Annotated in this window: 19 protein-coding genes; 8 read left to right on the top strand and 11 right to left on the bottom strand. The window is 75.2% G+C overall.

What is annotated here, in order from left to right; translation table 11 throughout:
* Positions 1-613: 613 nt before the first annotated feature.
* The gene (locus ACIPYS_RS29680; protein ID WP_400751772.1) at positions 614-2,029 is read right to left on the bottom strand and encodes a cytochrome P450; all 1,416 of its coding nucleotides are present in this window, start codon (positions 2,027-2,029) and stop codon (positions 614-616) included.
* A gap of 445 nt (positions 2,030-2,474) precedes the next feature.
* Between ACIPYS_RS29680 and modA the strand changes: the two genes are divergently transcribed.
* From modA to ACIPYS_RS29665, 3 genes are all read left to right on the top strand, one after another.
* Positions 2,475-3,341, top strand: a complete 867-nt coding sequence (modA, locus tag ACIPYS_RS29675; RefSeq protein ID WP_400751769.1) for a molybdate ABC transporter substrate-binding protein — start codon at positions 2,475-2,477, stop codon at positions 3,339-3,341.
* A gap of 164 nt (positions 3,342-3,505) precedes the next feature.
* Entirely contained in the window at positions 3,506-4,276 is a 771-nt protein-coding gene (locus ACIPYS_RS29670) for an ABC transporter permease (protein ID WP_093864756.1), read from the top strand.
* A gap of 55 nt (positions 4,277-4,331) precedes the next feature.
* A complete protein-coding gene (locus ACIPYS_RS29665) occupies positions 4,332-5,405 on the top strand; it encodes an ABC transporter ATP-binding protein (protein WP_093859655.1) in 1,074 nt (357 codons plus the stop codon).
* 86 nt (positions 5,406-5,491) lie between these two features.
* Here ACIPYS_RS29665 and ACIPYS_RS29660 read toward each other — a convergent pair whose 3' ends face one another.
* Together ACIPYS_RS29660 and ACIPYS_RS29655 are read right to left on the bottom strand one after the other, a co-directional pair.
* Complete coding sequence (locus ACIPYS_RS29660) at positions 5,492-6,157, bottom strand: response regulator transcription factor (RefSeq protein ID WP_093859656.1); 666 nt, start codon at positions 6,155-6,157, stop codon at positions 5,492-5,494.
* A complete protein-coding gene (locus ACIPYS_RS29655; RefSeq protein ID WP_400751763.1) occupies positions 6,154-7,407 on the bottom strand; it encodes a sensor histidine kinase in 1,254 nt (417 codons plus the stop codon). Before ACIPYS_RS29655 ends, ACIPYS_RS29660 begins: the two co-directional genes overlap by 4 nt.
* Positions 7,408-7,546: 139 nt before the next feature.
* Between ACIPYS_RS29655 and ACIPYS_RS29650 the strand changes: the two genes are divergently transcribed.
* The gene (locus ACIPYS_RS29650) at positions 7,547-8,455 is read left to right on the top strand and encodes an ABC transporter ATP-binding protein (protein ID WP_400751760.1); all 909 of its coding nucleotides are present in this window, start codon (positions 7,547-7,549) and stop codon (positions 8,453-8,455) included.
* Positions 8,452-9,216, top strand: a complete 765-nt coding sequence (locus ACIPYS_RS29645) for a hypothetical protein (RefSeq protein WP_400751757.1) — start codon at positions 8,452-8,454, stop codon at positions 9,214-9,216. Before ACIPYS_RS29650 ends, ACIPYS_RS29645 begins: the two co-directional genes overlap by 4 nt.
* Positions 9,217-9,373: 157 nt before the next feature.
* Here the strand turns inward: ACIPYS_RS29645 and ACIPYS_RS29640 are convergent, their stop codons facing one another.
* Together ACIPYS_RS29640 and ACIPYS_RS29635 are read right to left on the bottom strand one after the other, a co-directional pair.
* Positions 9,374-10,051 (bottom strand): aminoacyl-tRNA hydrolase, encoded by a 678-nt coding sequence (locus tag ACIPYS_RS29640; RefSeq protein ID WP_093859660.1) that lies wholly within the window; start codon positions 10,049-10,051, stop codon positions 9,374-9,376.
* Between the two features lie 139 nt (positions 10,052-10,190).
* Positions 10,191-11,123 (bottom strand): hypothetical protein, encoded by a 933-nt coding sequence (locus ACIPYS_RS29635; RefSeq protein ID WP_400751754.1) that lies wholly within the window; start codon positions 11,121-11,123, stop codon positions 10,191-10,193.
* A gap of 146 nt (positions 11,124-11,269) precedes the next feature.
* Between ACIPYS_RS29635 and ACIPYS_RS29630 the strand changes: the two genes are divergently transcribed.
* Positions 11,270-11,644: a YbjQ family protein gene (locus ACIPYS_RS29630; protein WP_045938048.1), complete on the top strand. Its 375-nt coding sequence runs from the start codon at positions 11,270-11,272 to the stop codon at positions 11,642-11,644.
* A gap of 238 nt (positions 11,645-11,882) precedes the next feature.
* The gene (locus ACIPYS_RS29625; protein ID WP_400751751.1) at positions 11,883-13,112 is read left to right on the top strand and encodes an NAD(P)-binding domain-containing protein; all 1,230 of its coding nucleotides are present in this window, start codon (positions 11,883-11,885) and stop codon (positions 13,110-13,112) included.
* Between the two features lie 88 nt (positions 13,113-13,200).
* Here the strand turns inward: ACIPYS_RS29625 and paaE are convergent, their stop codons facing one another.
* From paaE to paaA, 5 genes are read right to left on the bottom strand one after another with little or no spacing between them, the layout of a single operon-like run.
* Positions 13,201-14,394, bottom strand: a complete 1,194-nt coding sequence (paaE, locus tag ACIPYS_RS29620) for a 1,2-phenylacetyl-CoA epoxidase subunit PaaE (RefSeq protein WP_400751748.1) — start codon at positions 14,392-14,394, stop codon at positions 13,201-13,203.
* Between the two features lie 2 nt (positions 14,395-14,396).
* Complete coding sequence (gene paaD / locus ACIPYS_RS29615) at positions 14,397-14,936, bottom strand: 1,2-phenylacetyl-CoA epoxidase subunit PaaD (protein ID WP_400751745.1); 540 nt, start codon at positions 14,934-14,936, stop codon at positions 14,397-14,399.
* 5 nt (positions 14,937-14,941) lie between these two features.
* Entirely contained in the window at positions 14,942-15,823 is an 882-nt protein-coding gene (gene paaC, locus ACIPYS_RS29610) for a 1,2-phenylacetyl-CoA epoxidase subunit PaaC (RefSeq protein ID WP_093859663.1), read from the bottom strand.
* A 17-nt stretch (positions 15,824-15,840) separates the two neighbouring features.
* Positions 15,841-16,134, bottom strand: coding sequence for a 1,2-phenylacetyl-CoA epoxidase subunit PaaB (paaB, locus tag ACIPYS_RS29605; RefSeq protein WP_030391930.1), 294 nt, complete (start codon positions 16,132-16,134; stop codon positions 15,841-15,843).
* Entirely contained in the window at positions 16,131-17,255 is a 1,125-nt protein-coding gene (gene paaA / locus ACIPYS_RS29600; RefSeq protein ID WP_400751740.1) for a 1,2-phenylacetyl-CoA epoxidase subunit PaaA, read from the bottom strand. The genes paaB and paaA overlap by 4 nt, the downstream gene beginning before the upstream one ends.
* A gap of 647 nt (positions 17,256-17,902) precedes the next feature.
* On the opposite strand from paaA, the gene ACIPYS_RS29595 reads away from it, so the two are divergent.
* On the top strand, positions 17,903-18,499 hold the full coding sequence (locus tag ACIPYS_RS29595) for a winged helix-turn-helix domain-containing protein (protein WP_400751737.1): 597 nt from the start codon (positions 17,903-17,905) through the stop codon (positions 18,497-18,499).
* Positions 18,500-18,635: 136 nt separating this feature from the next.
* Here ACIPYS_RS29595 and ACIPYS_RS29590 read toward each other — a convergent pair whose 3' ends face one another.
* The gene (locus tag ACIPYS_RS29590) at positions 18,636-20,216 is read right to left on the bottom strand and encodes a M20/M25/M40 family metallo-hydrolase (protein ID WP_197698739.1); all 1,581 of its coding nucleotides are present in this window, start codon (positions 20,214-20,216) and stop codon (positions 18,636-18,638) included.
* Between the last annotated feature and the right edge of the window lie 103 nt (positions 20,217-20,319).

The raw sequence follows: 20,319 nt of genomic DNA, 5'->3' as shown, positions 1-20,319 counted from the left end.
CCCACCGTTCCGCAGCCATTCGTGTGCGGGACGAGAAGCAGATCCGGCTGACGCCGAGGCACTTTGCAAAGTCCTGGCGCACTTTGCAAAGTGCGCCAGGACTTTGCAAAGTGCCTCGGGAAGCCTCCGGCCCTCCCGGAGGCGATGCGCGGACGGCGGGCGGGCGCGGTGGCGTTCGGAGTCCCGACAGCCGGGCCCGCCGCTCACCGGGGCGGGCACTGTCCGGGCCCGCCCTCACCGGGCGGCCACCTCCCGGGGCCACCGCTCCCCGGAGCGCCGTCGGGCCGGCCAGGAGTGAGCCGGGGCCGCCCGGGCCGGGCGGGTGTGCCCCCGGGCCGGGCGGACTCCGCGCGGCGGCCGGGGTGGTGCGGCAACGGTGCTTCTTGTGCCGTCCGTGCGTGCGCTTCCGACCCGGGGTGCACCGGACGCTATCGGCCCGGCCGCCCGACGGCCGCGAGGATCCGCGAATCCGCCCGCGGCACCGGGGCGTTGTGTTCGAATGCTGCGGTCGTGTGCCCCGACCGGCCCGGCCGCCGTGACGGCGGGGCCCACGGCCGGGCCCGCCGTGTCCGGCTCCCTCGCGCGGCAGCCCCGCGGGCCCGGCCGCTCCCCGTCAGCCGCGCGGCGTCAGCCGGACCCGCATCGGGCTCCGCACCTGGAGCGTGATGCCCTGCCCCAGCCGGACACCGCGGTCCACCGCCTCGAACTCGAAGTCCCGCAGCAGCGTGCCCAGTGCCAGCACCGACTCCAGCATCGAGAAGTGCTGCCCTATGCAGGCCCTCGGCCCGCCCCCGAAGGGGTACCAGGCGTACCGGTGCCGCTCCTTCTCCAGCTCGGGCAGGAAGCGGTCCGGGTCGAAACGGTCCGGCTGCTCCCAGTGGTCCGGGTGCCGGTGGGTCACCCACGGCGCGAGGATGACCTGGGCACCGGCGGGCACCACGTACCCGTCGATCACCGACTCGGCCACCGAGCGGCGCCCCATCTGCGAGGCGGCCGGGTAGAGCCGCATCGCCTCCTTCATCACCCGGGTGAGGTAGGGCAGCTCCTCCAGGTCGGCCGCCACCGGCGCCCGGCCGGCCAGGACGGCGTCCGCCTCCTCGCGGGCCCGGCGCCGCTGCTCGGGGTGCTTGGCCAGCAGGAACAGCGCGAAGGCGAGCGAGGTCGCCGTGGTCTCGTGCCCGGCGAGCAGGAAGATCAGTACCTGGTCGCGCAGTTCGGCCGGGTCGAGCCGCTCCCCGTCCTCCCCCCGGGCCCGGGTCAGCAGTTCCAGCAGGTCGTCCGGACCGGCGGCGTCGGCCACGCCCGCCGCCCGCCGCACCGCCCGCTCGCCGATGATCCGGTCGCACACCGCGTACAGGTCGCGCTGCGCGCCGGCGGCGCGCCGGTTGGCGGGCGTCGGCCAGCCGCGGGGCACCTTCACCGACGCGAAGCCGCGTTCGAGGACGAACTCGCCGAGCACCGGGAAGCTGTGGTGCACCACCCGCACCGCCGCCTCCACGTCCGCGCCGAACAGGATCCGGGACACCGTGCGCAGCGCGAACCGCGACATCTCCTCGGCGACGTCCACCACGCCGCCGGGCGCCACCCGCCAGCGGTCGGCGAGCACCGCGCACTCCTGTCCGACCGCCGCCGCGTAGCCGTCCACCCGGCGCCGGGTGAAGAGCGGCTGGATCAGCCGGCGCTGGCGGTGGTAGTCGCCGTCCTGGCTGGTCAGCAGGCCGTTGCCGAGGCTGGTCCGCAGTTCGTCGTAGAAGCTGTTGTCCTTGCGGAAGTTGGCCGCCTCGCTGCCGAGCACCTGGTGTGCGCCCTCCGGGGAAAACACCGCGTAGAACTCGGCGCGCAGTCCGGGGGGCCCGGCGGTGAAGCGGACGACGTCGCCGTAGTCGCGGCGGGCGTCGAGGTACGTCCGCAGCGGGCGCCGGGTCAGGTCGAGCAGCGATCCCACGAGCGGGAGTCCGGGCGGTCCGGGTATCCGGGTGATGGTGGCGGCGGTACCGGTGGTGCTGGTCGTCGCGGCGGTCAGCGACATGTCCCCTCCTCGGTCGTGCGCCTCACCGGTCCCGCCCCCGGTCGGGCTCCCCGCCCCCGACCGCGCGACCGGCCGGTCGTGCCCCCGTTCCGTCCCCAACGTAACCGCCGGGTAATCGGCACAGAAGGGGCGCACAGGACGCTGCCGACGCGCGCCACCCCGCGCTCGTCGTCCGCCCCGCGCCCCTCGGAGGTGGCGCACGACGGGACGCGGCGCCCGCTCCGGGTGCGACCGTGGCCGTGGACGCGGCGCCTGCTCCCACGGGGGCGCCCCGGGGCCTCTTGCGTCTTCCGACAGACCCGCCACCCGCTTCGGCATCCCTGGCCTGTGCGATGAGACAGACGAAATTCGGCCCGCATATGCGGCACTATGATCGGCGTAATGGCCGCACCTGCGGCATTGACCCCGCGCCCCTCCCGGCGCGCCCAGGAGGGGAAGCCAAGGAATGACCATCCGCAGACTCACCGCCAGCAGGCTCACCGCCACCGCGGCAGCGGCCCTCGTCCTCGCCCTCGGCGCCACCGCCTGCAACAGCAACGGCGACACCGACGCCAAGAGCGGCAGCAGTTCCCCCGCCGCTCCCGGCACGGGCGCGGCGACCGGCACCGGCACGGGCGCGGCCGGCGTCCCGAAGGCCACCGGGACGGTCACCGTGTTCGCCGCCGCCTCGCTCAAGGAGACCTTCACCGACCTCGGCAAGAAGTTCGAGGCCGCCAACCCCGGCGCCAAGGTCACCTTCAACTTCGGCGGCAGCTCGGCCCTCGCCACGAGCATCAACTCCGGCGCCCCGGCCGACGTGTTCGCCGCCGCCAGCCCCGCCACCATGAAGACCGTCACCGACGCGGGCGGCGCCACCGGCGAGCCGAAGACCTTCGTGCGCAACACCCTCGCCATCGCCGTCCCCAAGGGCAACCCCAAGCACTTCGCCGGCCTCGCCGACCTGGCCGCGCCGGGCGTGAAGGTCGCGCTGTGCGCGAAGGAGGTGCCCTGCGGCGCCGCCGCGCTGACCGCGCTCAAGGCCGCCAACGTCAACCTCACCCCGGTCACCCTGGAGCAGGACGTCAAGGGCGCGCTGACCAAGGTCGAACTCGGCGAGGTCGACGCCTCGCTCGTGTACCGCACCGATGTGCAGGCCGATGCTGCGAAGATCGACGGCGTGGAGTTCCCCGAGGCCGCCAAGGCCGTGAACGACTACCCGATCGCCGCCCTGGCCAAGGCGCCGAACAAGGACGGCGCCGCCGCCTTCGTCGCCTACATCCAGTCGTCCGAGGCGCAGCAGGTGCTGACCGCGGCGGGCTTCCAGGCGCCGTGATCCGTCGCACCGGCCGCGCGGACGGCAGCGGCACGGCCGACGGCACGGCGGGCGGCGCCGGGTCCGGGGGCTCCTCGGGCCACGAAGCGGTCCCGGGCTCCGGCCCGGGGCCTGCCCCGGGGTCCGGTCGGCCGCGCCGCCACGGCCGGCGGCGGGCGGGCCGGGTGCCGGCGGCCCTGCTGCTCCCCGCTCTGCTCGGCCTGGCGTTCCTCGTCCTCCCCCTGGTCGGGCTGCTGGTCCGGGCGCCCTGGAGCGCGCTCCCGGAGCAGCTCACCAGCCCGCAGGTGTGGGAGGCGCTGCGCCTCTCGCTCGTCTGCGCGACGGCCGCCACCGCCGTGTCGCTGGTCCTCGGCGTGCCGCTGGCCTGGCTGCTGGCCCGCACCGAGCTGCCGGGTCGGCGGCTGGTCCGGGCCCTGGTCACGCTGCCGCTGGTACTGCCGCCGGTGGTCGGCGGCGTCGCGCTGCTCCTGGTGCTCGGCCGGCGCGGCATCGTCGGCTCCTGGCTGGACTCCGCGTTCGGCATCACCCTGCCGTTCACCACCACCGGCGTGGTGATCGCGGAGGCGTTCGTCGCGATGCCGTTCCTGGTGATCAGCGTCGAGGGCGCGCTGCGCGCCGCCGACCCGCGTTACGAGGAGGCCGCCGCGACACTGGGCGCCTCCCGGCTGACGGCCTTCCGGCGGGTCACCCTGCCGCTGATCGCCCCGGGCATCGGCGCCGGGGCCGTACTGGCCTGGGCGAGGGCGCTCGGGGAGTTCGGCGCGACGATCACCTTCGCGGGCAACTTCCCGGGCCGCACGCAGACCATGCCGCTGGCCGTCTACCTCGCGATGGAGTCGGACCCGGAGGCGGCGATCGCGCTGTCCCTGGTGCTGCTGGTGGTGTCGATCGCGGTGCTGGCCGGCCTGCGCGAACGCTGGATGTCCGCGCCGTGAGGCCGCCCGCCGCGCCCGTCCCCGTCACCCTCCCCGTTCCCGGAGCGCCACGCCGATGACCACCCACCCCGGCGCCGCCGGACTGGACGCCCGGCTGCGGGTCGACCGCGCCGCCTTCACCCTGGACCTCGCCCTCACCGCCGCCCCCGGCGAGGTGGTCGCGCTGCTCGGCCCGAACGGCGCCGGGAAGTCCACCGCCCTGCGCGCGCTGGCCGGTCTGCTGCCGCTCGGCGCCGGTCACCTGCGGCTGGACGGCGACGTCCTGGAGGACCCGGCCCGGCGGCTGCACACGCCCGCCGAGGAACGCCCGGTCGGTGTGGTCTTCCAGGACTACCTGCTCTTCCCGCACCTGAGTGCCCTCGACAACGTCGCCTTCGGTCCGCGCTGCCGGGGCCGTTCCAAGCGCGAGGCACGCGCCGAGGCCGCCGGGTGGCTGGAGCGGATGGGCCTGGCCGAACACGCCGCCGCCCGTCCGGCCCGGCTCTCCGGCGGGCAGGCCCAGCGGGTGGCGCTCGCCCGGGCGCTGGCCGTCCGGCCGCGGCTGCTGCTGCTGGACGAGCCGCTGGCCGCCCTGGACGCCCGCACCCGGCTCGACGTGCGGGCACAGCTGCGGCGCCACCTGGCGGAGTTCGAGGCGGTCGCGGTGCTGGTGACGCACGATCCGCTGGACGCGATGGTGCTGGCCGACCGGCTGGTGGTGATCGAGGGCGGACGCGAGGTGCAGTCCGGCCTGCCGGCGGAGATCGCGCGGCGGCCGCGCACCGACTACATCGCCCGGCTGGTCGGGCTGAACCTCTACCGGGGCACCTCGGCCGGGCACCGGGTGACGCTGCCGGACGGCGCCGTGCTGACCACCGACGAGGATCTGTCCGGGCCGGTCTTCGTCGCCTTCCCACCGTCCGCCGTCGTGCTCCACGGCTCACGGCCGGAGGGCAGCGCGCGCAACGTCTGGGAACTGACGGTCAACGGGCTCGACCTGCACGGCGACCAGGTGCGGGCCGATCTGACGGGAGCCGTTCCGATGGCCGCCGACCTCACCCCGGCGGCGGCCGCCGAACTGGGCCTGGCGCGCGGCTCCACGGTCTGGGCCGCGGTCAAGGCCGCCCAGACGCACGCCTATCCCGCCTGAGCGCCGCCTACCGCCCTCCCCGCTCTGCCGACCTGCCGACCTGCCGACCTGCCGAACTGCTGAACTGCCGCCGTGGGCCTCGGTGGTCACTCGCTGGGCGTCACGAACCCCGACTCGTAGGCGAGGACGACCGCCTGGGTCCGGTCCCGCGCGCCGAGCTTCGCCAACATGCTGCTGACGTGCGTCTTCACCGTCTGCACCCCGAGGAACAGCTGCTCGGCGATCTCGGCGTTGGTGAGCCCGCGGGCCACCAGGCGCAGTACCTCGCTCTCGCGTTCGGTCAACGCGGCGCGGGCCATCGTCCCGCGCGCCGCCGGGTTGCCCCGGCCGGCGGCGAGGCGGCGGATCTGGGCGGGGAAGAGCAGCGACTCCCCGGCCGCCACCAGCCGTACGGCCTGGGCGATCTCGCTCGGCCGGGTGCGCTTGAGCAGGAAGCCGTCGGCGCCCGCCCGCAGCGCCCGGTAGACGTAGTCGTCGATCTCGAAGGTGGTGACGACCAGGATCCTGGGCGCGTACCCGCCGGGCGCGGCGGCGTCGCGGACGAGTTCGCGGGTGGCCTCGAGGCCGTCCAGGCCGGGCATCCGGACGTCCATCAGGACCACGTGCGGGCGCAGGCGGCGGGCGAGCGCGATCGCCTCCGCGCCGTCCGACGCCTCCCCCACCACCCGCAAGTCGCCCTGCGCCTCCAGCACCACCCGCAGGCCGGCCCGGACGAGTTCCTCGTCGTCGGCCAGCAGAATGTCGATCGTCACCCGCCCAAGCGTAGGGGTACCCGAACGGTCAGCACCCAGTCGCCGGACTCGACGCCGGCCGCGGCCTCGCCGCCCAGCAGAACGGCCCGTTCGCGGATGCCCCGAAGTCCCTTGCCGCCCCGGCGCGGTGAGCCGCCGTGGGAGCGGGCGGACGGTGGGCGGAGGGCGTTGGCGCAGCACAGTTCCAGGCTGCCGTCCCGGACCGCGACACGGACGCTGATCGGCTCCCCGGGCGCGTACTTGAGGGCGTTGGTGACACCCTCCTGCACGATCCGGTAGCCCTCGCGGGAGAGCACCCCGGGGAGGGCGCCGGAGGGGACGTCGACCCGGGCCTCGACGGGGCTGCCGGCTGCCCTGGCGGTCTCGAACAGGGCGGGGAGCCGGTCGATCCCGGGCCGTTCCCGCGCGTCCCGGTCGCCGTCGGCGCCGCGCCCCGGGACACCCGGAACGCCCTGGTCGGCGGGGTCGCGCAGCAGGGCGAGCGTGCGCTCCAGGTCGTCCATCGCCCGCCGGCCGGTCTCCTCGATGACCTCCAGCGCCCTGGCGGCGAACTCGGGGTCGCCGCCCTCGCGCGCCGCCCCGGCCTGGAGGACCGTCACCGTCAACGCGTGGCCGATCGAGTCGTGCAGCTCGCGCGCCAGCAGATTGCGCTCCAGCAGGCGTTCGGCGCGCAGCTCGGCGGCGGCCAGGCGCTCCGCCGGGGACGGCCCCAGCAGCCGGACCGCCATCGCCAGCTGGAGCCGGCCGCCCCAGACCACCAGCCAGCCGAGCCCGAACAGCAGCACCGGGGCCAGCAGCGGCGCCCACCGCAGGCCGGCGCCCCCGCCCAACCGCAGCCCGAACACCACCGGTTCCGGCCGCAGCACCAGGTCGACGGCGGTCGCGGGCAGCAGCACCGAGGCCCCGCCGACGAGCCCGCCGAGCACCACCCGGCCGAGCAGCCAGAGGGCCGTCCGACGCCGGTCGGCCCAGCCGCGGGCGGGCCGGACACCGATGTCCTGCTCACGGCCGGGCACGAGCAGCAGCCGCGCCTGCACCCCCTCTGCTCGGCGCATCGCGGGCACCAGCGCGGCGAGCACCAGCAGCACCGTGTCCACGCACGCCGCCCGCACCAGCAGTTCGCCCCGCCCGGGCCCCTCGATGCCCGGATAGACCATCAGCACCACGCCGACGAAGACCAGACCGATCACCAGGTGCAGCCACCGCGCGTAGGTGGTGGCGCTCAGCAGGGGCGCGAGTATCCGGGGCATCGCGTCATCCTGCCAGGTCAGCGCGGTGCGCGGCCTCCCTCTCGGGAGGGAGGCAGATCCCCTCCCGGGCGGGATCCGCCGGGCCTCCGGGCTGCGGTCCCATGGAGTCACCGAAGCACGGAGGAAGGGAGAACAGCTCGTGATCACGGTGGAGGGACTCACCAAGGAGTACGGCGGGGCCCGGGTGGTGGACGGTCTCGACTTCGAGGTCGCCCCCGGGGTGGTGACCGGCTTCCTGGGGCCCAACGGCGCAGGCAAGAGCACCACCATGCGGCTGGTCCTCGGCCTCGACCGCCCGACCGCGGGCCGGGCCCTGGTCGACGGCCGCCCGTACGCCGAACTCGACCACCCGCTGCGGCGGGTGGGGGCACTGCTCGACGCGCAGGCCCTGCACGGCGGCCGTACGGCTCGCGGCCATCTGCGCTGGCTGGCCGCGAGCAACGGCCTCCCGGAGCGCCGGGTCGACGAGGTGCTCGACCGGGTCGGGCTGACCGGGGCCGTCGGACGGCGGATCCGCGGCTTCTCGCTCGGCATGCGCCAGCGCCTCGGGGTCGCCGCGGCGCTGCTCGGTGACCCGCCGGTGCTGATGCTCGACGAGCCCGTCAACGGCCTCGACCCGGAGGGCATCCGCTGGATCCGCATGCTGCTGCGCGGACTGGCCGCCGAGGGCCGGGCGGTGCTGGTCTCCTCGCACCTGATGACGGAGATGGCGCTGACCGCCGACCACCTGGTGGTGATCGGCCGGGGCCGGCTGCTCGCGGACGCGGCGACCTCCGACTTCATCGACCGCCACGGCCGGACCAGGATCCGGGTGCGGGCCGTCGACCCGGTCCGGCTGGCCGCGCTGATTCAGCGTTCGGGCCTGGACGCGCGACCCGCGGCGGACGGCGCCTGGGAGGTGACCGGCGCGACGGCCGAGTCCGTCGCCGCCCTGGCCGCCGCCGACGGCGTGGTGCTGTTCGAGATCGCCGTCCAACAGGACTCCTTGGAGGAAGCCTTCATGCGGATGACAGCCGACAGTGTCGAGTACCGGGCGGTGGCCGCGTGAACGCCGCGACGACCGTGCCCGGTTCCCCGGTCCGTAGCGCCCTGCGTGCCGAACGGATCAAGTTCACCACCCTGCGCTCGCTCTGGATCACCCCGCTGGTCGGCCTGCTGCTCACGGTCGGGTTCACCACCGCGGTCGCGGCCACCCTCGGCGGGAAGGACGAGAGCATCACCGCCGACCCGGGCGTGGGCGTCCACTACGGCCTCAACTTCGGCCAGGCGGCCCTGGTCTGCTTCGCCGTCCTGCTGTTCGGCCAGGAGTTCGGCACCCGCATGATCGGCCTCTCCCTGACCGCCGTCCCGCAGCGCGGCCGCCTCTACGGCGCCAAGCTCGCCCTCGGCGCGGCCGTCGCCCTCGCGGTCGGACTGGTCGGGACGGCCGGGGCGTTCGCCGGCTACGCCGCGTTCGTACCGGAGCGCTGGAACGGCCCCGCGCTCGTGCGCAGCGCCACGGCCGGCGTGCTCTACCCGGTCCTGCTGGTGGTGCTCTGCCTCGGGCTGACCGCCGCCCTGCGCAACCTCACCGCGGCCATGGGCCTGCTGCTGCCCACCGTCTTCCTGCTGTCCCCGCTGCTGTCCGGCGTCCCGGTGGTGCGGCACGGCGTGCAGTTCCTGCCCGACCGGGCCGGCCGGTACGCACTGCTCTACCGCGACGACCCGCAGATCGCCTACGGGCACTGGACCGGCCTGCTGATCATGGCCCTGTGGGCGGGCGCGGCGGCCTGGGGCGGGCTGTACCGGCTGCGCCGTCAAGAGGTGTGACGGCGTGCCGCCGCCCGGCCCGGCACCGGACGCCAGAGCGTCCGGCTGCCTCAGGCACGGGTGCTCGGGCGCTCGGGCGTTCGGACGGTCCGAGGTCTGCGGGTCTGCGGTCTGCGGGTCTGCGGCCGAGGGCCGGGACGCGGCGGACCGGCGGCGGTCAGTCGCGCAGCGCCGGGTGGTCCGCCACCACGGTGCAGCTCCCCGGGGCGATCTCCGTGAAGCCCGCGTCCTGCACCAGCGGGAGGCCGCTCGCCACCAGGTCCGCCCACGCCTCGGGCGTCGCCGTGCGGACGGCGAGCGCGAAACCGCTCTCCGCCCACTCCTTGCGGCGGGCGTCGTCCAGCCGCCACCAGGCGAGCTGCGCGGCATGGCCGGTCTGCGCCATCGTCTTTCCGGCGCTCATCTCCAGCTCAGGGTTCAGCCACAGCACCGGCACACCCGTCGGCGCGGGACCGACCGGACCGGTCTCCTCCAGGTCGGTGCCCGACACCTGGAGCTTGGCCAGCTCCTTCGGCCAGCCGTCCAGCGGAACCGGCGGGAAGACCCGCACCTCCGCCTCCAGGCCCGTCACCGTGATGCCGGGCAGCTCCCCGGCCTTGCGCCACTCACCGCCCCGCGCCCGCCGGACCACCTTGCGGATCCGCGCGTCCTCCCAGGCCAGCACCCGCTCCGCCCACTCGCCCTCGGCCTCGACCACCCTCGGGTCGTTCAGCAGGGTCAGCACCGCCCGCGCCGAGGTCTCCAGCGCGTCGGTCCGCCCAGGCGGCGTCGCGCGCTCCGTCCGGACCACCAGCGGCAGCACGTACTGCTGCCGGGCGTCGCGGTCCTCGGGCATCGGGTCGGGAACGGGGGCGTCGAACGGTGAAGTCACCGGTCCAGCATGCCAGCCCCCGCCCCGGGGCGATCACCGCGGGGCTCCGGACCCCCGGGAACCGGCGCCACCGGGTCGGTGGCGCCGGAAGCCGGGCGCCCGGTCAGCGCCGGTAGCCGCGCTGGGCGTCCCGCTCCTCCGCGTCGTCGTAGTTCAGGAACCAGCCCTCCGGGTGGGTGGCGGTGAGCAGCAGCTCGGCGCGCTGCTCCGCGGTCAGCTCCGGATCGCCGTCGTCCGGCCCGTAGACGCCGAACAGCTCGTCGTGGCAGCCGTCCCAGTCGTAGTCGTACAGGTCCGCGGGCAAGTCGCCCATCATGTCGGCGACCGACTCGGGCTGCGCCCCGAGCAGGGTCCGGGCGTCGACCAGGGCCATCCGGAGCGCGATCTCCTCCGCCAGGCAGCGCGGCAGCGGCCACTCGCCGAGCGCGAGGTCGTCGGCGAGATCGTCGAAGGTGCGGGCCATCGCGCGGCGCCAGCTCCGGTGCAGCCGCCAAGTGCGCTGCGGCAGCCTCCCGAACACCGTCCAGTCCGCCTCCTCGCCGTCGGCCACCGACTCGTCCTCGTGCTCGTCGAGGTCGTCGTAGGCGGCGTCGGCCAGCCCGAGCAACTGGGCGTGGAGCAGGCACGCGGTGCGCGGGGTGAGGGTCCAGTCGCCGGCCGCGCTGCCGCCGTCCTCCTCGTCGCCGTCCAGCGGGAACAGCTCGGCGAAGTCCGGTGCGAAGTCCTCGGTGACGCTGATCTCCAGCGTGCCGCCGACCGCCTCGACCCCGGGGATCGCGGCCACCAGCCGGTCCGGGTGCAGCAGTGCGCCGAGTGCCGCGTTGGCGTCCTCGGCCACCTCGCGCAGCAGTTCACGGCGCTGCCCGGCCGGATCGACGCCCTCGAAGTCCAGTTCCTCCACGGCCGCGATGGCCGCGGCGCGCAGCGCCGGCCAGTTCGTGATCCGCAGTCCCAGGACCACCGTCGCCTCGATCTCCTGCGCGCCGGAGTCCTCCGCCGCGCCCGGCCCCTGTGGATGATCGCTTCGCTCGCCCATGGGGCTACGGTACGGCCTTTCGGCCGTCCGATCACCGGTCTGTTCCGGCTACCCTACGCGTTCTCGCCGTCACTGCCCCGCCTTCTCCCGGTCGCGCCCCGCGCGCCTCTGTTCGACGGCGTCGAACCGCCCGCAGGATGGGCGCCATGGCAAACATCGACGAGTACGGCGGCGGGCAGCGCCCGGACGCCCAGGTCCTGGTTGTGACCACCAACGACATCCCCGGCTACCGGGTGGACCACGTGATCGGCGAGGTCTTCGGTCTGACGGTGCGCAGCCGGCACATCGGCAGCCAGATCGGCGCCTCGCTGAAGTCGCTGGTCGGCGGCGAGCTGCGCGGCCTGACCAAGACCCTGGTGGAGAGCCGGAACGAGGCCATGGAGCGGCTGGTCGAGCAGACCAAGGCGCGCGGCGGGAACGCGGTCCTGATGTTCCGGTTCGACGTCACGGAGGCGGCGGACGTCGGCACGGAGGTCTGCGCGTACGGGACCGCGGTGGTGATCTCCCCGGCCACGGCCTGAGCCGGGGCGGTCCGGCCCGGCAGCTGCCGGGCTGGTGACGGGCTGCGGCCGGGCAACCGACGGGCAGCGGCCGGGGAACGCGGCACCGACGTTCCGGTTCGACGTCACGGAGGCGGCGGACGTCGGCACTGAGGTCCGCGCGCACGGGACCGCGGTGGTGATCTCCCCGGCCGACGGCGGGTCTTCCCGGCCCGGCAGCGGCTGGGAACACCCGCCGCGCACCGGATGTTTCACGGGCGTGACTGTTTACGGTGCAACCAACTCCGGCCCGGTCCGCCGGGTCGACGTCGTGGTGGTCGGCGCGGGCCAGGCGGGCCTTTCGGCCGCCTACCACCTGCGCCGACGCGGCTTCGCACCCTTCCGCGAAGCCGTCGGGGACGGCGGGGCGAGCACGACGGGCGGGGCGAGCACGACGGGCGGGGACGGCGCGGCGGGCGGGGACGGCGCGGCGGGCGGCACCGGCGGCGGGTTCGTCGTGCTCGACGCCGACGACGCCCCCGGCGGCGCCTGGGCCCACCGGTCGCCGTCGCTGCGGATGGCCACCGTGCACGGTTTCCACGACCTGCCCGACGTCGAACTCCCCGAGGTCGACCCGAACGCGGCGGCGCGCGACGTCGTCCCGGGGTACTTCGCGGCGTACGAGGCACAGCACGCGCTCCCGGTGGTGCGCCCGGTGAGGGTCCTGGCGGTGCGCTCGGAATCGGCGCGGCCCGACGCCCGGCTGCTCGTCGAGACCGACTCCGGCACCTGGTCGGCCCGGGCCCTCATCAACGCCACAGGCACCTGGACCCGGCCCTTCCTCCCCCACTACCCGGGCCGGTTCGCCGGACGGCAGCTGCACTACGCCGCCTACCGGGGGCCGGAGGAGTTCGCGGGCAAGCGGGTCCTGGTGGTGGGCGGGGGCGCCTCGGCGATCCAGGTGCTGTCGGAGGTCGCGGCGGTCGGCGAGACCGTCTGGGTCACCCGCACCCCGCCGCTCTACCACGCCGGACCGTTCACCCCCGAGTACGGGCGCGCCGTGGTTGCCAAGGTCGAGGAGCGGGTCCGGCAGGGGCTGCCGGTGCGAAGTGTGGTGAGCGTCACCGGGCTCGGACCGTCGGTGGCCTACCGCCGCGCCGAGGAGCTGGGCGCGCTGCGGCGGCGGCCGATGTTCGACCGCCTCACCGAGCACGGGGTCGCCTGGGGCGACGAGGAACTCGCCGTCGACGCGATCGTGTGGGCGACCGGCTTCCGCCCCGAGGTCGGTCACCTCGGCCCGCTCGGCCTGCGCTCCCCGGGCGGCGGCATCGCGCTGACCGGCACCCGGGCCACCGCCGACCCCCGGGTCCACCTGGTCGGCTACGGGCCGTCCGCCAGCACCGTCGGCGCCAACCGCGCCGGCCGGGCGGCGGTCAACGAGATCGTCGGGCTGCTCGGCGCCCCGGCCGCCGTCGCGGTGACGGTGGCCGGGGCGCCGACGGCGGGGTAGCGGCCGGCCCGGGAGGCGGGCGGGCGGCGCCGTTCCGGGGGCGGGCGAGCAGCACCGTTCCCGGGGGCGGGCGCCGCCGGGCGGCCCGTCAGCGGTCGTAGTCGACCGTCACCCGGTCCGTCACCGGACGGGCCTGGCAGGTGAGGACGTAGCCGGCCGCCAGCTCCTTCTCCTCCAGGGCGAAGTTGCGCCGCATCGACACCTCCCCCTCGGTGACCAGGGCACGGCAGGTCCCGCACACCCCGCCCTTGCAGGCGAACGGCAGGTCGGGCCGGGAACGCTGCGCGCCGTCCAGCACCGACCGGTCGCGCGGCAGGCTGAGCGTGCTGCCCCGGCCGTCCAGGACGACGGTGACCTCGCTGCGTTCGACGCCCTCGGCCCCGTCCGCCGCGCCGGGGGTGTCGTCGGCGCGTTCGCCGATCGGCTCGTCCTCGGCGTGGAACAGCTCCTGGTGCACCCGGTCCGTCGGCACGCCCAGGCCGGCGAGCAGTTCCTTGGCCCCGGTGACCATCCCGAACGGCCCGCAGAGCCACCAGTGGCCGACCGCCGGCACGTCCACCAGCGCCCGCAGCAGGGCCTCGACCCGCTCCGGGTCGAGCCGTCCGCTGAGCAGTTCGGCGTCCCGGGTCTCCCGGGAGAGCACATGGACCAGCTGGAACCGGCCCAGGTAGCGGTCCTTGAGATCGGCCAGCTCGTCCGCGAACATCACGGTGTCGCTGCGCCGGTTGCCGTAGAGCAGGGTGACGGTGGAGGCGCGGTCGGCGGCGAGCACGGAGGCGGCGATGGACAGCATCGGCGTGATGCCGGAACCGGCGGCCAGCAGCACATGGTCGGCGGGCCGGCCGAGGTCGGGGGTGAACAGGCCGGACGGCGTCAGCACCTCCACCTCCTCCCCCGGCCCGGCGTCCCGCACCAGCCAGCGCGAGAACAGGCCGCCCGGCACCTCGCGCACGGCGATGCGCAGCGGGCCGCCGACGGGGGCGCAGATCGAGTAGGAGCGGCGCTCGTCGACCCCGTCGACCACCCGGCGCAGTGTCAGTGTCTGCCCCGGCCGGAACGCGAACGCCTCGGTGAGCCCGTCGGGCACCGCGAAGGTCACCGCGACGGCGTCGTCGCAGAGCCGCTCCACCGCCGCGATCCGCAGGGCGTGGAACGTCGGCCGGCGGGCCGGGCGGACGGGCGACGGCTCGGCGGGGGGCAGCTCGAAGGACGGTGGGACCGTCGGGACTACCGGGACTGCTGGTGGGACAGCTGGTGGGACAGCTGGTGGAACGGCGGCCATGCTCAGATCTCCTTGACGCGTTCGAAAGGCTCGCGGCACTCGCGGCAGCGCCACAGCGCCTTGCACGCGGTGGAGCCGAAGCGGGACAGCTCCTCGGTGTCGGTACCGCCGCAGAGCGGGCAGGCGACGGGCACGGCGGCCGCGACCCTGGTCGGGCCGAGGCTCAGCAGAGTGGCGCCGCCGGCCGCCGCGCCGCCCCCGGGCCGGGGCGGGGCGATGCCGGCCTCCGCCAGCTTGCGCCGGCCCTCGGGGGTGATCAGGTCGGTCGACCACGGCGGGTCGAGCCGCAGCCGGACCCGGACGTCCGCGAACCCGGCCGCCCTCAGCCGCCGGTCCACGTCGGCGGCCATCTCGGCGACGGCGGGACAGCCCGAGTAGGTCGGGGTGATCCAGGCGGTCACCACCGGGTCCTGCGGGTCCCCGGCCACCTCGACGTCGGCCAGCACACCGAGGTCGGCCAGGGTCAGCATCGGCAGTTCCGGGTCCGGCACGGCGGCCGCCACCGCCCAGGCCGCCCCGCTCGACGCGCGCTCCCCGGCCACGGCCGTCACCACGTCGCGCCCGGATGCGCGCGGGCCAGCACCTGCAGCTCGGCGAGCAGCAGGCCCAGGGCCTCGCTGTGCACCCCGTCCCGGCCCGCCCGGCCGCCGACGGTCGCCAGCCCCGCCACGTCGGGCACGGCCAGCCCGGCCTCCGCCAGCACCGCCGCCAGTGAGCGCAGCACCGGTTCGCGCAGCGTCGCCGGGTCCACCCCGACCCGCAGCTCGACCGGGTGCGCGGTGAAGAGCTCCTCCAGCAGCGGCCAGACCGCGTCCAGACCGGCCTGCATCCGCGCGGCCGAGTACGGCGTGCCGTCGCCGAGCCGCAGCGTCCACGCGGTGGCGTACTCGCGGTGGTAGGCCAGCTCCTTCACCCCGCGCGCCGCGACCGCCGCCAGCACCGGATCGGCGTGCCCGGCCAGTGCCTCGTACAGCGCGCCGCGGACGGTGGAGAACAGCAGCAGGCGGGCGATCGAGTACGCGAAGTCCCCGTTCGGCGCCTCGACCAGGCGGACGTTGCGGAACTCGTGCTCCTCGCGCCAGTAGGCGAGGTCGTCCTCGGTCCGCCCGGAACCGTCCGCCTGCCCGGCCCGGGTGAGCAACTGGCGGGCCTGGCCGAGGAGGTCGAGGCCGAGGTTGGCGAGCGCGACCTCCTCCTCCAGTTCGGGCGCGCGGGTGCACCACTCGATGAGGCGCTGGGCGAGGACGAGCGCGTCGTCGCCCAGCATCAGGCAGTACGCCGCGAGGTCGGTCCCGTCCAGCCCGGACGGGACGGCGGTGTCCACCCCGAGCAGCGGGTCGGCGAAGCCCGTCCCGTACGCCCAGCGGCCCTCGCCCTCAGGCTCGGGGGACGCCTCGGCGAGGCTCAGGTACACGTGGTCGTCGGTCATGGTTCGGCTGCTCCCGGTCAGATGTGCGGGACATCCTCGGGGATGTCGTAGAAGGTCGGGTGGCGGTAGACCTTGTCGCCGCTGGGTGCGAAGAAGGGATCGCGCTCGTCCGGGGTGGACGCGGTGATGGCGTCGGAGCGGACCACCCAGAGGCTGACGCCCTCGTTGCGGCGGGTGTAGAGGTCGCGGGCGGCGAGCAGGGCCATCCGGTCGTCGGCCGCGTGCAGGGAACCGACGTGCACGTGGTTCAGGCCCCGCCGGGGGCGCACGAACACCTCGTAGAGCGGCCAGCCGGCCTTGGACTCGGTCACTTCCCGTTCTCCTGTTCCGTCTTCTTGCCGGCGTCCGCGGCCGTGCCGGCGTTCGGCTCCGTGCCCGCGGTCGTGGCCATGGCTGCGGTCGTCGCCGTGGCCGTGGCTGCGTTCGTGGGCGTGGCCGCGTCCGTCGCCGTTCTCACGTCGGTCCCGGTGCTCGGGGCGGCCTCGGCGCGGCGCTTCTCCGCGTACGCGGTGGCCGCCTCGCGCACCCACGCGCCGTCCTCGTGGGCGGCCCGCCGCCGTTCGACGCGCTGGGCGTTGCACGGGCCCTGGCCCTGGATGACCCGGTTCAGCTCCGACCAGTCCGGCTCGCCGAAGTCCCAGCTGCCGCGCTCCTCGTTCCAGCTCATGCCGGGGTCGGGGAGGGTGACGCCGAGGTGCTCGGCCTGCGGCACGGTCATGTCGACGAAGCGCTGCCTCAGCTCGTCGTTGGTGTGCCGCTTGATCCGCCAGGCCATCGAACGGGCGGTGTTCGGCGAGGCGGCGTCGGAGGGGCCGAACATCATCAGCGACGGCCACCACCAGCGGTCCACCGCGTCCTGGACCATCCGCCGCTGGGCCTCGGTGCCGCGCATCAGCGTCATCAGCAGCTCGTAGCCCTGGCGCTGGTGGAAGGACTCCTCCTTGCAGATCCGGACCATGGCGCGCGCGTACGGACCGTAGCTGCAGCGGCACAGCGGGACCTGGTTGCAGATCGCGGCGCCGTCCACCAGCCAGCCGATCACACCGACGTCGGCGAAGGTGAGCGTCGGGTAGTTGAAGATCGAGGAGTACTTCTGGCGGCCGGAGATCAGCTTCTCGGTGAGTTCGGCGCGGTCCACGCCGAGCGTCTCGGCCGCGGCGTAGAGGTACAGGCCGTGGCCGGCCTCGTCCTGGGCCTTCGCGAGCAGGATCGCCTTCCGCCGCAGGGAGGGGGCGCGGGTGAGCCAGTTGCCCTCGGGCTGCATGCCGATGATCTCGGAATGGGCGTGCTGGGCGATCTGGCGGACGAGGGTCGCCCGGTAGGCGTCGGGCATCCAGTCGCGGGGCTCGATGCGCTGCTCCGCGGCGATGACGGCCTCGAACGCCTCCTCGGGCGATGCCCCGGGCCGCTCGGCCACCTCTGCTGTCACCACGGTCCCCTTTCGCTGCCTGTGTCCCCACCCCGTCGGCGGGCCGCCAACCGACTGACCGTTCGGTCGGTACCATTGTGCGCGGTGGGACGGGCGACTGACAAGGGAGCACCGCCGATGTCGGGGCGGCGGACCCGAGGGCGGGGCACGGGGCAGGCGAAGGCCGGGCCCGAGCCCCCACCGGAGCTCGGGCCCGGCCGAGTGGAACGCGCCGCCGCCGGCCACCGGCCGACTGCGACTGCGACTGCGACTGCGACTGCGACTGCGCGACGGACGTGCCGGGCCTCCCCCTCCGCCTCGACCGGCCGACGCGCCCCGGCGGGCAGCCGGCCGAGCACGGGGTCGAGGATGTGGCCCACTGCTGACTTGCCGGCTTTCAGCGTTCTCTGCGCCGCGGTGCCGCATCGGGCACCGCGGCGCCGAGGAGCAGGCACCGGCGATCCGGTGGATGTCGGCTCCAGCTCCCGGTCCGCTGCTCGTCACTGCCCCACACTTTGCAAAGTACGCACTTTGCAAAGTGTGGAGAAGCGGTCACCCGAGCTCCCTCGCGAGCCGACCAGGGCCGCGGATTCCTTGCAAAAACTGGCCCAGCCGTGGATCGGCACGGTCCGGACTTGCCAAGGAACTTTGCAAAGTGGAGGCTTTGCAAAGTGACCACCCACAACACTCCCGCCGAACCGGCCGCCCTCCGGAGCGGAGCTCCCTCCCGGCCGCTGCCGCAGCACGCGATCCGCGCCGGGCTGCTCGACCTGATCTCCGAGTGGGGCAGCATCACCTCGAACCAGGCCGCGCAGATGCTCGGCCAGAGTTCCGGAACGTGCTCCTTCCACCTCCGACAGCTGGCCCGGTACGGGGTGATCGAGGAGGCGCCGACCGGGGACGGCCGTTCCCGCCCGTGGCGGCTGCGATGGACGGGATCGCTGATGCCCGGTGAGCCGGGCTCGCCGACGGCCGGCCGGGCCAGCGACGATCCGACCCCCGAGCCGGCGGCCGAGCTGGAGGACGGCAGCTACCGCCACTGGCTCGCCAACCGCTCCGCCGCGCCCACCGAATGGCAGCGCGACCAGACCTCCAGCGACGTCCTGCACCTCACCAGCGACGAACTCGCCGACCTCGGCGCCGCCGTCCGCGCCCTGATCGCGCCCTACCGGCAGCGCGAACCGCACACCGGGACGCATCCCGTCGCCGCCGTCACCCGGCTCTTCCCGCTGCTCGCGGACACCGGCGGGGACGCCGCGACGCGCTGAACGGCTGACGGCTGACGGCTGACGGCTGACAGATTTCATCATCTGCCAGCCGCCAGCCGTCGTGAACGGTCCGCCGACGGTCACTCGTCAGCCCCCGTCGGCCGTCAGCCGTCGCCGACCGGGATCTCCCGACCCGTCACCCCTCCGAGCGGTCGCGCAAACGCGGGAGCGGAACGGCGAGGAGCGCCGCCAGCAGGGCGATCCTCGGTGCCAGCTGATCGATCCGGATGTGCTCGTGCCGGGCGTGCGCGCCCCCGCCGACGGCGCCGAACCCGTCGAGCGTGGGGAGTCCGCGCGAACCCGGCAGGTTGGTGTCGCCCGCCCCGCCTGCCGGACCGCCGTCCAACTGCTGCCCGAGCACCGCCGCGAGCGAACGGACGTGGCGCAGCAGTGGATTCGCGGAGCGTTCGGGCCACGCCGGACGACTGGACAGCACCTCGGTCCGCACCCGTGCGCCCGGCCGCAGCGCGGTCAGTCGGGCGAGGTTGTCGAGGGTCCGGCGCTGCGCTTCGGTGGTGGAGAAGCGCAGGCCGAGTTCCGCCTCGGCCCGGCCGGCCACGACGTTGGCCCGGCTGCCGCCGCTGATCCGGCCCGCGTTCAGCTCGGTGCCGGGGAGGCTGACCAGGCCGCGGACAGCGACGAGCTGGTCGACCAGTTCGTCCACTGCCGATACGCCGTCGGCGGCGTCGTTGCCGGCGTGCGCCTCGCGCCCGGTGACGGTGAGCCGCACCCGGGTGGAGCCGCGGCGGGCGGTCTTGAGGCGGCCGTCCGGGTGCGGCGGTTCGAGGCCGAGTACGGCGGCGGCGTCGCGGAGTTGGCGTTCGACGAGGCGCTTGCCGTCCGGACTGCCGACCTCCTCGTCGGAGACCACGACCAGACGGACCGTGCGGTGGGGGCGTTGACCGAGGTCGGCGAGCAGGGCGAACGCTCCCTCCAGAATGGCGAGTCCGCCCTTCATGTCGACCACGCCGGGCCCGCTGAGGGTGCCGTCCTGCTCGGTGACCGGCCAGTCGGTGAGGATGCCGGCCGGCCAGACGGTGTCGTGGTGGCCGACCACGAGGAGGTGCGGCAGGCTTTCGTCCCGCCCCTCCCACTGGAGCACGAGGTGGTCGCCGGCCGGGCCCGGTTCGCGGTGCACGGTGGCACCGGTGGCCCGGAATCCGGCGGCCAACTCCTCCGCCAGGGCGTCGAGTCTGGGTGCGTCACCACTGGGGGACTCGATCCGGGCCAGGTCCGCGCAGCGTCGCCGGACGGCCCCGGCGAGGGTGCGGGCGCGGCTGGTGAGGGCCTGGGGCAGACCGGGGAGAGCGGCGGTGGGGCCGGGTTGGCCCTCGCTGTCGGGGACGGCCGGAGCGTGGGGGGCCGCTGCGACGGGTGGCGCGGCGGCGGGTGTGGGGGCGGCCGGGGCGAGGGCGGTTCGGGCGGTGCCGGTTCTCCCGGTCGTTCCGGGGGCGGCCGTGCCGGGGGCGGCTCCGGTGGTCCTGGTCGGCTCGACAGGGGTGAAGGCGGTGGTGGCTGCTGCCGCGGTGACGGTGGCGGTGGTGGCGCCGGCGGTCATCGTGGTGACCGTCGTACTGCCGGCGGCGCTCGTGGGGGCAGCGTTCGCGGTGCCGGTGGGGGCGACGTTCGCGGTGACGGATCCGGTGGCGACGGTCGGGGTCGCGGCGGCCACAGGGCTCGCCGCAGGAGTGGCGGGGCGGACGGCTTGAGGACTCAACGCTTGCCTCCGCGGCCGCCGCCGGTATACAGCGGCCGCGCGGATCGGCCGGGGCGGCCGGTCCGCCCCGACCAGGTCACCGGGCCGACGGCCCCGGCTGTGA

Source organism: Kitasatospora sp. NPDC089913 (genome assembly GCF_044748625.1).
In the GTDB taxonomy this organism is placed as follows: Bacteria; Actinomycetota; Actinomycetes; order Streptomycetales; family Streptomycetaceae; genus Kitasatospora.
The sequence above is the reverse complement of the archived record's forward strand: the minus strand, read 5'-3'. Positions and strand labels throughout refer to the sequence as shown.

Excerpts from the sequence above, each read along its gene's own strand:
- ACIPYS_RS29680 (WP_400751772.1), bottom strand. The coding sequence starts at position 2,029 with ATGTCGCTGACCGCCGCGACGACCAGCACCACCGGTACCGCCGCCACC.
- modA (WP_400751769.1), top strand. The coding sequence starts at position 2,475 with ATGACCATCCGCAGACTCACCGCCAGCAGGCTCACCGCCACCGCGGCA.
- ACIPYS_RS29665 (WP_093859655.1), top strand. The coding sequence starts at position 4,332 with ATGACCACCCACCCCGGCGCCGCCGGACTGGACGCCCGGCTGCGGGTC.
- ACIPYS_RS29655 (WP_400751763.1), bottom strand. The coding sequence starts at position 7,407 with ATGCCCCGGATACTCGCGCCCCTGCTGAGCGCCACCACCTACGCGCGG.
- ACIPYS_RS29640 (WP_093859660.1), bottom strand. The coding sequence starts at position 10,051 with ATGCCCGAGGACCGCGACGCCCGGCAGCAGTACGTGCTGCCGCTGGTG.
- ACIPYS_RS29635 (WP_400751754.1), bottom strand. The coding sequence starts at position 11,123 with ATGGGCGAGCGAAGCGATCATCCACAGGGGCCGGGCGCGGCGGAGGAC.
- ACIPYS_RS29630 (WP_045938048.1), top strand. The coding sequence starts at position 11,270 with ATGGCAAACATCGACGAGTACGGCGGCGGGCAGCGCCCGGACGCCCAG.
- paaE (WP_400751748.1), bottom strand. The coding sequence starts at position 14,394 with ATGGCCGCCGTTCCACCAGCTGTCCCACCAGCTGTCCCACCAGCAGTC.
- paaC (WP_093859663.1), bottom strand. The coding sequence starts at position 15,823 with ATGACCGACGACCACGTGTACCTGAGCCTCGCCGAGGCGTCCCCCGAG.